At 32.3% G+C, this 14,160-nt stretch carries 11 protein-coding genes and 1 pseudogene; 6 read left to right on the forward strand and 6 right to left on the reverse strand.

What is annotated here, in order from left to right; translation table 11 throughout:
* Positions 1-3: 3 nt before the first annotated feature.
* Positions 4-654: pseudogene (aroG, locus tag LG402_RS22235) on the forward strand (3-deoxy-7-phosphoheptulonate synthase AroG); the annotation flags it as partial.
* A 77-nt stretch (positions 655-731) separates the two neighbouring features.
* Here aroG and LG402_RS05710 read toward each other — a convergent pair.
* Entirely contained in the window at positions 732-1,538 is an 807-nt protein-coding gene (locus LG402_RS05710) for a tetratricopeptide repeat protein (protein WP_227336573.1), read from the reverse strand.
* 89 nt (positions 1,539-1,627) lie between these two features.
* Here LG402_RS05710 and LG402_RS05715 point away from each other — a divergent pair, with 89 nt between their 5' ends.
* Positions 1,628-2,095 carry an Hcp family type VI secretion system effector gene (locus tag LG402_RS05715; protein WP_227336574.1) on the forward strand — a complete coding sequence of 156 codons (468 nt, stop codon included), beginning with the start codon at positions 1,628-1,630 and terminating at the stop codon, positions 2,093-2,095.
* On the opposite strand, the gene LG402_RS05720 is transcribed toward LG402_RS05715, so the two are convergent.
* The 5 genes from LG402_RS05720 to modF all read right to left on the reverse strand — a co-directional run bounded on the left by LG402_RS05720 (position 2,092) and on the right by modF (position 5,898).
* Positions 2,092-2,319 carry a hypothetical protein gene (locus tag LG402_RS05720; RefSeq protein WP_227336575.1) on the reverse strand — a complete coding sequence of 76 codons (228 nt, stop codon included), beginning with the start codon at positions 2,317-2,319 and terminating at the stop codon, positions 2,092-2,094. The two genes, LG402_RS05715 and LG402_RS05720, sit on opposite strands and share 4 nt — an antisense overlap.
* A gap of 236 nt (positions 2,320-2,555) precedes the next feature.
* Positions 2,556-2,849 carry a hypothetical protein gene (locus LG402_RS05725; protein WP_227336576.1) on the reverse strand — a complete coding sequence of 98 codons (294 nt, stop codon included), beginning with the start codon at positions 2,847-2,849 and terminating at the stop codon, positions 2,556-2,558.
* A gap of 20 nt (positions 2,850-2,869) precedes the next feature.
* Positions 2,870-3,010 carry a hypothetical protein gene (locus LG402_RS05730; protein ID WP_166541046.1) on the reverse strand — a complete coding sequence of 47 codons (141 nt, stop codon included), beginning with the start codon at positions 3,008-3,010 and terminating at the stop codon, positions 2,870-2,872.
* A 279-nt stretch (positions 3,011-3,289) separates the two neighbouring features.
* Positions 3,290-4,042 carry a 2,3-diphosphoglycerate-dependent phosphoglycerate mutase gene (gene gpmA / locus LG402_RS05735; protein WP_036938379.1) on the reverse strand — a complete coding sequence of 251 codons (753 nt, stop codon included), beginning with the start codon at positions 4,040-4,042 and terminating at the stop codon, positions 3,290-3,292.
* Between the two features lie 389 nt (positions 4,043-4,431).
* A complete protein-coding gene (gene modF / locus LG402_RS05740; protein WP_227336577.1) occupies positions 4,432-5,898 on the reverse strand; it encodes a molybdate ABC transporter ATP-binding protein ModF in 1,467 nt (488 codons plus the stop codon).
* A gap of 193 nt (positions 5,899-6,091) precedes the next feature.
* On the opposite strand from modF, the gene LG402_RS05745 reads away from it, so the two are divergent.
* The 4 genes from LG402_RS05745 to LG402_RS05760 all read left to right on the forward strand — a co-directional run bounded on the left by LG402_RS05745 (position 6,092) and on the right by LG402_RS05760 (position 14,145).
* Positions 6,092-7,633, forward strand: a complete 1,542-nt coding sequence (locus LG402_RS05745) for a ShlB/FhaC/HecB family hemolysin secretion/activation protein (protein ID WP_227336578.1) — start codon at positions 6,092-6,094, stop codon at positions 7,631-7,633.
* A gap of 15 nt (positions 7,634-7,648) precedes the next feature.
* A complete protein-coding gene (locus LG402_RS05750) occupies positions 7,649-12,997 on the forward strand; it encodes a DUF637 domain-containing protein (protein ID WP_227336579.1) in 5,349 nt (1,782 codons plus the stop codon).
* A gap of 3 nt (positions 12,998-13,000) precedes the next feature.
* On the forward strand, positions 13,001-13,507 hold the full coding sequence (locus LG402_RS05755; RefSeq protein ID WP_166541053.1) for a contact-dependent growth inhibition system immunity protein: 507 nt from the start codon (positions 13,001-13,003) through the stop codon (positions 13,505-13,507).
* A gap of 344 nt (positions 13,508-13,851) precedes the next feature.
* Complete coding sequence (locus LG402_RS05760; RefSeq protein ID WP_227336580.1) at positions 13,852-14,145, forward strand: hypothetical protein; 294 nt, start codon at positions 13,852-13,854, stop codon at positions 14,143-14,145.
* Positions 14,146-14,160 lie beyond the last annotated feature (15 nt).

Genomic DNA, 14,160 nt, shown 5'->3' on the forward strand with positions numbered 1-14,160 from the left:
ATAGATAGTGGCTTGCCAACAGCAGGCGAGTTTTTAGATATGATAACGCCTCAATATGTTGCTGATTTAATGAGTTGGGGTGCAATTGGTGCTCGTACTACAGAATCTCAAGTACACCGTGAGCTTTCGTCTGGTTTGTCTTGTCCTGTTGGTTTTAAAAATGGCACAGATGGAACTATTAAAGTTGCTATTGATGCAATCAATGCTGCGGGATCGCCACACTGTTTTCTTTCTGTCACTAAATGGGGTCATTCAGCCATTGTACGTACTGCAGGTAATGGTGATTGCCACATTATTTTACGTGGTGGTAAAGAACCAAATTACAGCGCTGAACATGTAGCAGCGGTAAAAGAAGGGCTTAAAAAAGCAGGTTTACCACAAAACGTGATGGTTGACTTCAGTCACGCCAATAGTTGCAAGAAATTTGAGAAACAAATGGAAGTTGGTGCTGATATTTGCCAACAAATTAGCTCAGGTGAAAAAGCATTAATCGGCGTTATGATTGAGAGTCATTTAGTGGAAGGTTGCCAGTCATTAGAAAGCAGTGAACCATTGGTTTATGGTAAAAGTATCACCGATGCTTGTATTGGTTGGGATGATACTGAAATACTGTTACGCCAACTAGCAGATGCGGTTGTTGCTCGTCGCGGTTAACTGATATTATCTTAATACATAAACTGTAATACCGTTGATAATTAATCAACGGTATTTTTTATGGAAAAGAAAGTAAGTTAGTCATGCATCTTTAATAGATCAAGTCTGAATTTAGCGGGTTTAAACCCAAGCTCATATGACTTTTGATACCATTCACATGCTTTTTCTTTGTCAGCAATGACACCCAATCCTTTTTCATATAAATAACCGATATTATAAATAGCTGAGGGATCATTATCTTCAGCCGCCTTTAAATAGAAGGTCATTGCCTTCTGATAATCCTGATCAACTCCTAAGCCATGTTGATATGAATAAGCAATATTATTGTTTGCTTTAATGTATCCATTACTAGTTGCTTTTAAATACCATTCCATTGCTTGTTGATAATCTTGAATAACACCATTTCCTTCAAAATATAGAACACCAAGATTATTTTGAGCCATCCCAAATCCTTGAGCAGCAGATTTTAAATACCAGCTCATAGATATTTTAATGTTTTTTTCTACACCAAGACCTTTACTATACAGATAAGCAATATATGTTTGTGCTCGAGGGTTATTTTTATCTGCTGATTTTAATAACCATTCTATTGCTATTTCATAATCTTTTGGAAAAAAAAGATCTCCTTTCATGTAGAAAAAACCTATTTTTGCTTGAGCCTCCGCATTCTCGTTATAAGCAGATAATAAATAAAACTTGCGGGCTTTATTTTTATCATTCTTATCAAAATAAATATCGCCTAAGTAAAGCTGATAATGTGAAAGGCTTTGTTTAAATAGAGAGGGAGAAGGATCATTTATTTTATCCTCCTTAAACGGGAATAAAACAAACATTATTATAAACATAATAATAATAAATAGAATGGTAGCTATTTTTAATTTCATATTAATATCTCTATTCTTTATTTGATTTTTAATGTTTTATTATAGTAGTATATTTGAGGTTATTATAATTAAAGGATTAAAAAAATAAAATGGGAAACTTAATTTATTTAACAATTGAAGGAAAACAGCAAGGATTAATTTCAAGAGGATGTGGAACAATTGACTCTATTGGAAATAAATGCCAAGAAGGAAAGGAAGATGAAATTATTATTATTGAATATAGTAGCACGATAACAAGAAATCAAAATGTATCCCATCATCCAATAGAGTTTATTAAAAATATTGATAAATCATCACCTTTGTTATTAGTTGCCATTTCTAATAATGAAGTTCTTAAATTAACATTTGATTTTTATAGAACTTCACAGCACGGTAAAAATGAAAAATATTATACTATCGTATTAAATCAAGCTTCTATTGTCGATTATTCTACTCGTTACCCACATAGTATAAATAGTAATAGTTCCCAACCGGAAGAGTCTGTTCTTGTGCAATATAGGGACATAACTTGTAGTCACCATATTGCAGGAACATCAGGATATAGTATCGCAGATTAATTATTTTTTGAATTTAATAAAGCAACATAAGCTTGTAAAAGCTCGTATGTATCATGCGAGTTTTTATTCTCTATTATATTTAAAATAGGGCTAATATCCTCTTCAAAAAAAAGATAAGTTAGAGATAGTTGTTTATTATCTAATCTATAATATAACTCTGGGCTAAGAGTACGTAATCGTTTAGATGCTCTATCTAATTTTTCTATAAAACCATAAGAGCTCACTAAAACAACTGTAATATCTATCCATCCTTTTGATAATTTTTTTTGTTTTTTAAACTTGCTTTCGATTTAAATATGTTTAATCTTAAAATTGCACTTCTGGTAATTAGATAAATAATTATGGATAATAGTAATTTTCTTACTACGGTATTTTCTATAAAGGATGGTACTTCGTTAAATCCATTATAGTATGCAAGTTCATTAACTTTATATTTGGTTGCACCTGTATCAATGGATAATTATCTTGTATTTAGTATTTTATTTAATTCATTTTTTTGTTGTTCGTCTAAATTTTCATAAATATACTCACCAATAATAGTTCCTGCAATATTTACAACTTCAGAAGGGTTTTTAGCATAAACTAAAAGATGTATTGCTTCGACATCTCTATCAAAAACGAGATTTTTTGAGGGAGGTGCTCGTAATAAATGGTGATAAAGATAAACATCAGATAATCTATCTAGACCTAGTGCTGTTGTTTCAATTAGGCCGAGAGTACCTGATACGGCTTGATCTGAAATAGCCTCAGCCATTTCTTCTAATGATTTATTTTTTAGATTTTCATACCCTTTTCTGAGTGAGCGAGATAGTGCTGCCTTTCTGTATAAAAAGGTTGTTCATGAAGTTCTAAAATTCGTCCTTCTGGAGAACAATACCACCAAGCTCCATAAGAGTTATAATTACACTCAGACATAAAATATCCCTATTTTAATATGCGTTTGTTATAAGCGTTTTATATTTATAAATAATTAAATGACTTAAAATCCAATGGTGATAATATATTAAATATTTAATAACTGTAAGTGATAATTTAATATTTTTTAATTAAGGCTATCGAGTTAAATATTATATTTTTTATATAAAATAAAAAATAATATGAAAAAATTGAAATTTAGAAATTTAATATAAAAAAATACCGCTATTTCTAGCGGTATTTATCATATAAACCTAAATTAATAGATTTAAAGCAAAATTACTTCGCTTTACCTTGGTTAGCAACAGCGGCTGCTTTTGCTGCGATTTCGTCAGCATTACCTAAGTAGTAACGTTTGATTGGTTTCATGTTTTCATCAAATTCGTAAACTAAAGGTACAGCTGTTGGGATATTCAGCTCAAGAATTTCGTCTTCGCTCATGTTGTCTAGGTATTTAACCAGAGCACGCAGTGAGTTACCGTGAGCTGCAATAATAACTTTCTCACCAGAAGCAACACGTGGTTTGATAACTTCTTCCCAGTATGGTGTTACACGGTCGATAGTTAATGCTAGACTTTCTGTTAATGGCAGTTCTGCCGCAGTTAAAGATGCATAACGAGGATCTTTACCTGGGAAACGTTCATCGTCTTTAGTTAATTCTGGTGGAGTGATAGCAAAACCACGACGCCATTGTTTAACTTGCTCGTCACCGTATTTTTCAGCAGTTTCAGCTTTGTTTAAGCCTTGCAGAGCACCGTAATGACGTTCGTTTAATTTCCAGCATTTTTCAACTGGCAGCCATTGTTGATCAACTTGATCAAGAATGTTCCACAGGGTGTGAATTGCGCGTTTCAGAACAGAAGTATATGCATAGTCAAAAACGAAACCTTCAGCTTTCAGCAGTTTACCTGCTTCTTGCGCTTCATTACGGCCTTTTTCGGACAGCTCAACGTCAGTCCAGCCTGTAAAACGGTTTTCTTTGTTCCATACACTTTCACCGTGTCGAACTAGCACAAGCTTAGTTACTGCCATAGTTTAGACTCCTATAATTACTTTCTTAATATAAGTTTAAAATTAGCACTTCAATCATTATATGGATCATCGACAAGAACGCCAAACATAAGTGACAAAACAAGGGGGATTAAGTCAAAAATGTCGTTTGTTCGATGAATTATTGCACAGTTGTCACACCTTTTGCTTAATCGTTCAAGCTATTAATCTAGCGGGATCGGCGTAAAAAAACAAAATATCCGTTTTGTATAAAAAATAGACGAAAATAGCGCCTGTAAAAACGACACATTCTTTATTTATTATTGTTCAAATAATAAGCAAGAAAATGTCGATTTAAATAAAAATTCAGACCTAAGTTTAGCGTTAATTTCTAAAATCATTGCCCTGATTATGACAGTAAAAATGAACATTTAACAAATTTCTTGCTGGTAACGATAAATTTCGCCTTCTTTAATAAAAGTCAATCGATGAGTAATACACGATGGCGCATCTTCTTGATGGTGGCTCACAAACAAAAGTTGCGTATTACTGTGGCTTATCATGATATCAATAAAACGCTGTACTAAGAGCCGGTTCGTTGTGTCTAATCCTTGCAATGGCTCATCAAGAATAAGTAAGGTAGGGTGTTTAACTAATGCTCTAACAATTAACACTAAGCGTTGCTGACCCCAAGATAAGGCATGAAATGGATGATTAGCATGTGCAGTTAAACCAATTAACGCTAACCATTCATCAGCAAGTTTTAGCTGTTTATCTGTAATCGCTTGATAAATGCCAATAGAGTCATGGAAACCTGAAATAATGACATTTTTTACCGTTGAAGAAACACGGTAACTCTGATGTAAGGCATTACTGACATAACCAATATGGCGTTTAATTTCCCATACTGTTTCACCACTTCCTCTTTTACGACCAAATAGCGTTAAGTCATTGCTGTAGCCTTGAGGGTGATCGCCCGTAATTAAACTTAATAATGTCGATTTTCCTGCACCATTAGGGCCTAAAATCTGCCAATGTTGCTGAGGTTTTACCTCCCAGCTTAAATGGTGAAGAACAGGTTTATCGTTATAGCTCACTACTCCATCTTTTAGCACGATAGGGGAAAGTGTCGGTGATAATTGAGGAATGGCATCAGGCGAATCTTGTTCAGGTAATGTGAGATTTTCAAGAGTTTCACTGTGAGATAATTGCCCAATAACAGAGTCAGATAAAACCTGTTCTTTCTCACCGTTGGCGACTAGTTCGCAATTAATGAGTAGACCTGCATACTGAATAAAATCAGGAATATCATTAAAACGATTTAGAATGAGTACGATAGTCAGATTTTGTTGATGTAATAGTGTTAACAATTCATTTAAAGCACGGCGAGAATCAACATCTAACCCATCAAAAGGCTCATCTAAAATGATTAAATCAGGTTTATTCATTAAAAGTTGAATAAGCAATATTTTTCGAGATTCACCTGTAGATAGATATTTAAAACGTCTTGATAAAAGGTATTCAACACCAAATTGCTTTGCTAATAAAAAGCATCTGTCATCATCTTTTACCTGCATTTGAATAACTTGAGCAACAGTTAAGCCAGTATCTTCTTCACCTTCACTTAATAAATCTGTGTTATTCAGACGCCACTCTTCTTCAATCATTTTTTGCAGTTTTTCAAAAGAGAGACTAATTGGACGAGAAAATGTGCTGATAAATTCACCAGAGAGCAAAATACCTTCTTGGCATAATGCATTTGCTAAGGCGGTTTTGCCGCTTCCATTACTGCCTACAAATGCCCAACTCTCACCTTCATTTATGGCTAAATTGTCAATTTGTAAACAAAGTTTATCGCTTAAGCGGAATTGTGTTTTGTTGAGTTGTAAGTGTTTCATTATTATTAGCCTTATTTTTTTAATGTAAGCTAAGTGCAAGTTAAGTATCTAGCAATATAGGGTTAATAGAAACTTGTCAATATTTGCTGAAAGAACTTTTTCCAAAAGTCTTATACACCTACTATTTAATGATAACCTTTAAAATGCGTTTCCTATGTAAATATATAAACATCTCTTTAAGGATGACTTATATATGCATAAATTTAAAAAAATAAACTTATTCTTCTTTATATTTTTACTCGTTAGCAAAAATAGTTTTTCTTTGAATGATGAAAATGTAAATAATAAATGCTTTCTTATTAATAAAGTTGATCTTACAGAAAATACTTTATTAGATGATAGACAGAAATCTAAAGTAATTTCACCGTATCTACAACAATGTCTAACATTAAATGATATGCATGAGGTCGCTAAATCAATTACTAATAATTATATTGAAAAAGGTTATGTTACCTCACAAGCTATTATTCCAGAGCAAGATCTTTCTAATCATAAGTTAGTAATAAAGATTATTGAAGGTAGAATAAAAGATATTTCTATCAATGGTGTTTCATCTAGATTAATTGATATTATTTTTCCTTCCTTTAAAGAAAAAATTTTAAATCTACGAGATTTAGAACATGGATTAGAACAGCTTAATCGATTAACAACAACGCAATATACATTGGATATTCAACCAAGCGATAGTGTGGGATATTCATCTGTAACCATTAATCGAAAAGCTAAAAAACTTCCTTTAAAGAATCGATTAACAATTGATAATTCGGGAACAGAAACAACAGGAAAGATCTTACTTACTAATACAACAACAATAGATTCTTTGTTTGGCTTGGGTGAGCAGTGGATTTTTTCACTAAAAACAAATACAGATTTCCCTCATGCTCACTATTCTCGTGCTTATACTGCAAGTGTTAATATCCCTTATGGTTATTGGTTTTATCAATACCAGTTATCTGATAGTAGTTCATCTTATTCCTTCCAAAATAATCACAAATATATTTATAAAAACAAAAATAAAGATCAGCAATTTGATATTAGTCGTTTAGTCTATCGAGATAATAAACAACGAGTAACACTAAAGGGAACGTTAAAGCATAAGAAAGCAAAAACGCAGTTAGCACAACAAAAATTATTAATAAATAGTCCCACATTGACTTCTTTATCATTTAGCCCTGAATATACTTTAAGTTTACATAATGGATATTTAATCATTAATCCAACTGCTGAGTTTGGGATCTCTCTTTTTGGCGCGACACCTGATTATATTGCTGACAATTCACCTCGTAGTCATTATCGAAAACTAAGTTTAAATTTAAGCTATCAATATTTATTCACTGATCAGTTTTCCTATCTTACTTCATTTCATAGTCAATATACGCCTGATAATCTTTATGGTTCGGAAAAAATAGCAATAGATGGAATAAAAGCTGTTCGTGGATATAAAGAAATAAATTTTAATGCTAATAGTGGGTTTTATTGGCGCAATGAAATAAATATATCACCAATAACTTCGTTTTTAAGTAAATGGAATTTTATTTTTGCACTTGATTATGGTGTCGCCCATTCAGATCAATATGAAACAGAAAAGAATAAAATAATTGGAAGTGCAATAGGTGCTTCTTTTTATCATTCCACTTTTTCTTCTCAAATTTTAATTAATAAACCTGTGTTTTATCCCAAATCATTAAAGCCAGATTGCTGGTCTTTATATTGGTCCATTTCTCTTGCTATTTAAATGTTAGGAGTTTTTATGTGTGAAAAGGATATTTCTTGGAAACAACGTTTAATAAGTTATAGCATAGCTTATGTAATTGCTATTTATCCATTACATCCAGCTTGGAGTTTAGCAATTACGCCCTCCGATAAAACGATTAAAGTCAATCAGCAAAATACTGTTCCTATTATTAATATTGTAGCACCTAATGATCTTGGTATTTCTCATAATAAGTTTCATTCGTTCAATGTTAGCAAGCAAGGTGTTGTAATTAATAATGCGACAACTTCTGTTAATACACAATTAGCCAAACAAGTGAATGCCAATACTAATTTAAAAGGAAGTGCTGCTCATTTAATTATTAATGAAGTGGTAGGAAATGGGCGCTCACAATTACAAGGAAAATTAGAAGTTGCGGGAGAACAAGCGAAAGTTGTTATTGCTAATCCAAATGGTATTACGTGTGATGGTTGTTCGTTTATAAATACCCCAGCAATTACGCTCACAACAGGAAAACCTCTTTTTAATCCTCAAGGCGCCTATTCGGCAATAGAAGTGAAAAAAGGCGGTGTTGTTATTGGCACGCAAGGTATAGATCTCCAAGCTCAGGATTATGCCGACATTATCAGCCGTAGTATTGAGTTAAATGGAAAAATTAACGCTAAAAACCTTTCTTTAATGCAAGGAAATAACCGTATCGATTTTGATAAAGGTACAGTAAATAGCATTAATGGTGAAGGTGTTAAACCCATACTTTCTATTGATACTAAAGCGCTAGGTGGAATGTATGCCAATCAAATCCGTCTAGTCAGTACAGAAAAAGGTATTGGTGTTAATTTAAGTAATATTCAGACAAATCAAAACAGTGTGAATATAACTGTTGATGGAAAAATTACCTTTAATGGCAATATTCAATCTGAACAAGATATTAATGTTAGTAGTAAAGAACTACAAATTAATAGTAATACAAAGTTAAAAGCAAAAAGAGATATTACTTTAGCAACTAATACGCTGATTAATCATAGTGAAGTTATCTCAGAGAAAGATATGCGTTTATTTGCAGATAAACTCACTAACAAAGGTGAAAAGGCACTTATTCAAGCGAAAGATAATTTATGGATACAGAGAAATGCGCAGGGTGATCCAAGCACTTTAATTGAAAATCAATCAGCCACGATAAAAACAGAAAAGGGTGATTTGATTATTAGAACTAAGAAATTGGTTAATACATCTTTAAATGAATTACCAACTTTTTTAAATGTCGAAGCAAACTCTACTGCTAGAAAAAGTTTTGTTGCATCATATTGGGGAAATAGCCAAGGCGTTGTTTCTATAAATACATATTATCCTGTGTTGGAAAATTTTCCATATGAAAAATGGTTTGGTTACCTAGATTTAACAAGTACAGATATTATTAATACAGAAAGATATAAATATAATTATAGTGATTTTATAGGACATATTGATTCAGGAAAAAACATTTACATTAATGCTAATGAATTGATTAATAACCTAGGTGTGATACATAGTAATGAAAATACTATTTTGACAGGAAGTAATGCTGTTATTTCAAATTTAATGCCTGGAGAGTTAAATTTATGGTATAGGTATAAGACTTCATATAAAGATCTCGGTGTATATGTAGATGAAGAGGATGACGATGGTAATTATGATATTCTTTATGTAAGGGAGCCGTTGAAATTTGAACTACTTAATAAGTTTTATTCTTGGTCACCTGATAGAAAAAGTTTTTCTACGATATTATCGAAAGGTAATTTGGTTTTAGATTTTAAAAATAGTATCAATATAGAAGCAAATCCCCCATCTAAGTATTTACCAATAAAAAAATCAATAAACAAGTTACACTCAGGTTATAATTTTTTAGCTAATAACATATTGATTAATTCTAATTCTATTAATATATCGTCAAATATAAATTCAAATAATGAACTATCTGTTATCTCTAGTGGAGATATTATTGTAAAAGATTCACACCTCTCATCTAAAAAATCATTAAGCTTAATTTCAAATAAAAATATAGAGCTTAACCAAGTAGATCTAACAGCAAAAGACGGTGTTGTTTTTGCTAAGAATGGAAACATTGATTATACATTAAATCCCATTTCTGCATTTAATGAAAATAATGTTCTAACTCCACCGGCTATTAATGTCTCTGATTCTATTTTATTTCAATCTGGAAAAGATATAACTTTTAATAATATTGAAATTAATAATGCTAACTTCTTAAGCTTAATTTCACAAGGTGATATAAAAATTCAGAGAAATGAATCGGAACTTTTTAAGATATTACCATATTTTCATTTGTATAATAAAGAGTCTGCATTATCAAAAACGGAAAGCTGGAAAACGCGAGGTGATATTACATTTACGGCTGGTAAAGATATTATTAGTCAAGGAATAAAATATCACAGCGATAAAGCTATAACCTTTAATGCAGGGCAGGATATTTTCCTTGCCTCAAAATCAATAAAAGAAGCCGATCCTTTCTTTAGTGATATTTATTATCCTCAATTACAATCTAAGTTATTTTCAGATGATAACCTTATCTTAAATGCAGCGCGTGATGTTGATTTAAGTTCAACAGTATTAAATTCAAAAGATAAAGTCATTGTATTAGCTGGTAGGAATATAAAGCTGGGTGCAAATGCTTATTCCGCCATCAAAGATCCCCACGAAGATTCTCAAGATATTCAGTATAGCACATCGGCTATTACAGGAAATAAAGGCATTTCTATTGCGTCATCAGGTGCGTTAATAACAGAAGGTAGCTCACTCAAATCAGACGGTAACATTACGATATCCAGTGGTGGTAATATTCAATTAGGATCGGTAAAAACATATTTTCGTAAAGAGTCGGGTTCTAAGTTAGAAGAACTTCGCAAACAAGTCAGTACTGAAATTAATAGTGGTAATAATTTAACTCTATTATCTGAAGGCAGTATTTTATTTCAGGCATCAAAATTGATTGCCAATAAAGAGATAGATATTGCTGCTAAAGGTGGATTTCTTTACGCACAAGCGATGGAGGAATCGAGTTATTACGAAGAGGAGAAGAAAAAATGTAATCCGTGGACTTTATGTACTACCAAAAAGAAATACACGAAAAAACGTCATAATACAAATAATAAAGTTACCGAGTTTATCGCTAATGGCGATATTAATTTATTTGCTAAAGATGATATTACCTTAGAAGCGAGCAAACTAGAAACAGCGAAGAATGCAAAATTAACCAGTAAAACAGGAAAAGTTAATTTTAAAGCAGTTAAAAATACAGCATTTAAGCAAGTTATTACTAATTCAAAAGATATTTATATTACTCAGCGCAATCAGGGTTATATCAAAGAGAGTTGGGCATTACCAACACTTTATATTGGTGGAAAACTGACTATTGATGCGCCTAAAGGAATATCTGCTGATATTAAAGTTCAAAAAGGACAATCATTAGAACAAGCATTAACAGTTTTAAGTAACACTCCAGAATATGCATGGCTTAAAGATCTTCAACATCATCAAAACGTCAATTGGAATTTAGTTAAGGATACCTATTCTGATTGGGATGAGAAAACAAAACAATTAAATCCTGTTGTTGGTGCGGTTATCGCTATTGCAGTGGGAGTTGCCACTTACGGTACAGCAACCGCGGCAACTATTGGTGGAATGGCAAGTAAAGCAACCATTGCGGCGGGTGCTTCAGCAAGCGTGGCTTCAACGGCATCGGTTGCAGCACAAGCAGGTTTTGCCTCTTTAGTTTCGCAAGCGGCGGTCTCTTTAGCTGAAAACCAAGGCAACATCTCTAAAACACTTGAATCACTGGGGCGTAGCGACACGGTCAAGTCTGTGGTGACGAGTATGGTGGTTGCGGGGGCACTTCAGGGTCTTGACCAATTTATGGGTTGGGATCAGGCAATCCAAGGTGGAACATTACCTTCAACAGGCAAGTTACTTGCGACCGATAGCGCAACATGGAATCAAGTTGCACAACGCGTTGCCTCTCATTCAGTCGTTAGTTCAACATTGGGCACTGCCATTCAAGGTGGCAGTTTTATTGATAATTTTAAAACGGCGCTATTAAGCAATATTGGTAGTCAGCTTCATGCCGAAGGCGCCAATTTAATTGGTGATAATGGCGCGGTATTAGGGCATGCAGGAAAGGTTTTAAGTCATTCGGTAGTAGCAGGTGTTAGTGCAGAAATTGCAGGAGGTAGTGTTACAGGTGCAGTTGCTGGTGCATTGGCGGCAGAGATAGCAGCGATATCGCTCAACGATAATTTAGTTAAGACAGAACAGTGGAGAGAACAGCAAGCTCAAAGAAGTCGTCTAGTTGGTGCTTTTGCTGGCTTACTAGCAACAGGTAAAGCGGAGGGGGTGATTAGTGCTGCTAATTCAGCAGAGTTAGTAGAACGTTATAATCGACAACTTCATTTAGAAGAAACAAAAGCAATTAATAAATTAGCAAATGGAGATAAAAATAAATTAGAGCGCTTATTAGCTTCTTCTTGCCGAAAAGTTTATTGCATTGCTCAGGAATCATTAGATTCATCTGAAAGGAATTATTATGAATCATTAATGAAAAAATACCCATATACACATGTAGAAGATTCATTACTTTCAGATTATTGGATTACAAAAGAGAGAACAAGAATAGGTGGGAACTACCCACTATTTAGTGGTTATGAAAAAATTAAATTATTTACTTACACTGAAGCCGATAAATTAACAGATAGTGAAACATTTTCAAGAAATCAATGGATTGAAAATGCGAGTAAGTTTACTGGATGGGATAAAAAAACACTTGAAAACTTAACTTCAGTAATTGCAATAGGTGCGTCAATAACTAGGCGTAATGGTAATAGAATTTATGGTCCTATAAGTTTTAATGCCAATAAAACGCAGTTTATACCAATAAATGATATTTATTTTATTGACAAATCAGGAAATAAAATAACAATGAAATGGATGTATCAAGGTACAATAGTAGAGCAAGGAATGACATTTGAGAATTACATTGGTCTATCAAATAAACGGCTTACACGATTACATCTTAATGCTAAAACTTTCGACTATTATGATGATAGGACAGATGAATACATTAGTGTAAAGACATTAAATACCCAAACAGCCTCAAGGATTAAAAATCCAAAATCAATAGAAAACACATTAAATACATATATTTCAATTATAGATAAATATTCGGGAGAAAGAAAGGGAAGAGCTGAGATTTTACCAAGTGATGTTAAATCAAAAACTCTAGAACTAGGTGTTCCTGCAAGAACAACCAAAGAACAATGGGATGCAATAAATAATTCTATCAAAAATGCATCTTCAAAAAATATTAAGATTAATATTACAATAGTTGAGGAGTAAATAGTGTCTATATCAAAAAAAAATAATTCAAGAGCAAATGTCTATTTTAACAATGATTATTATATTATAATAACCCTTTCAAAAAGTGGTATTTATTTGATGGATTTTAAAAAAGGTTATAAGGTTTTATCCAAAGATCCACTTGATGCTGATTTGGGTTTTTTTACAAGAAATGCATTAATCCAAAGCGAAATATTAGATGCTAATTCATCTGAATATCATGAAATGCGTAATGATGAAAAATCATATTCTGAATGGATAAAGAAAATAATTAAAGAGTATGATTATAAAAATAAAACGACACTATTCAAAAATATGAACTTATGTAGTGTAAATGTGACTGATGGTATCATATCTATTATTCCTTATGATCACTTACGATTGGATAATTGGATTGGTAAAAGCATACCTAACAACGCAATTATTACGTTAAAAAGCAATTGTAATGATGAGGTTTTAGGTGCCTCAATAAAAGAAGCATTTACACGTTGTATTAGTCGAAAAGTTTAAATGGATGCTAAATAAAATAATCTTATGATAATTATGAGTAAGGTGATTTTTCATTATATGAATAATAATCAATTAATAAATTATTTACATTCTGTCTATCCAGAGCTTCCTATCAATATTCATAAAATAAAGGGGTATTCTGATGATGAGATAAAAAAATTGAACGTCTTTATGATATTAAAGCAACTGATCAACTTTATGATTTTTTGAATTGTATTGGGCGTTGTAGTGGTGGTTTTTTTGGGGATGATCCTCTCATTTTTTACAAAGAATGGTTTATACGAGGGCATGTTCTATTCCAATACGGCTTAAGAGAGGAGTTATATAATCTGGAGTTGTGGGATATGTTAGAGCAAAAGCCATTTTTTATTTCAATAGAATCAGAAACTCAATATTATTTTCTGTTAACGTACTCAGATCAGCCTAACTTAGTTTATCATTATGATGAAAATGAAAATGAAAATGAAAATGAAAATGAAAATGAAAATGAAAATGAAAATGAAAATGAAAATGAAGATAAGGTAAGAGCATTAGATAAAAATTTTAATGAATATCTAGGACATATAATTAGCTCTTATAACGAGAGCTTTATAACTCCTACACCAGTTTATTTTTCAGGTGATTTGTTGAGACTATAAAAAATTAGCTTTGAT

The organism is Proteus sp. NMG38-2 (genome assembly GCF_020640995.1).
Taxonomy (GTDB): domain Bacteria; phylum Pseudomonadota; class Gammaproteobacteria; order Enterobacterales; family Enterobacteriaceae; genus Proteus.

What these genes read in the sequence shown, in the direction of transcription:
- LG402_RS05710 (WP_227336573.1), bottom strand. Translation starts at nt 1,538, where the DNA reads ATGAAATTAAAAATAGCTACCATTCTATTTATTATTATTATGTTTATA.
- LG402_RS05715 (WP_227336574.1), top strand. Translation starts at nt 1,628, where the DNA reads ATGGGAAACTTAATTTATTTAACAATTGAAGGAAAACAGCAAGGATTA.
- LG402_RS05725 (WP_227336576.1), bottom strand. Translation starts at nt 2,849, where the DNA reads ATGGCTGAGGCTATTTCAGATCAAGCCGTATCAGGTACTCTCGGCCTA.
- LG402_RS05730 (WP_166541046.1), bottom strand. Translation starts at nt 3,010, where the DNA reads ATGTCTGAGTGTAATTATAACTCTTATGGAGCTTGGTGGTATTGTTCT.
- gpmA (WP_036938379.1), bottom strand. Translation starts at nt 4,042, where the DNA reads ATGGCAGTAACTAAGCTTGTGCTAGTTCGACACGGTGAAAGTGTATGG.
- modF (WP_227336577.1), bottom strand. Translation starts at nt 5,898, where the DNA reads ATGAAACACTTACAACTCAACAAAACACAATTCCGCTTAAGCGATAAA.
- LG402_RS05745 (WP_227336578.1), top strand. Translation starts at nt 6,092, where the DNA reads ATGCATAAATTTAAAAAAATAAACTTATTCTTCTTTATATTTTTACTC.
- LG402_RS05750 (WP_227336579.1), top strand. Translation starts at nt 7,649, where the DNA reads ATGTGTGAAAAGGATATTTCTTGGAAACAACGTTTAATAAGTTATAGC.
- LG402_RS05760 (WP_227336580.1), top strand. Translation starts at nt 13,852, where the DNA reads ATGTTAGAGCAAAAGCCATTTTTTATTTCAATAGAATCAGAAACTCAA.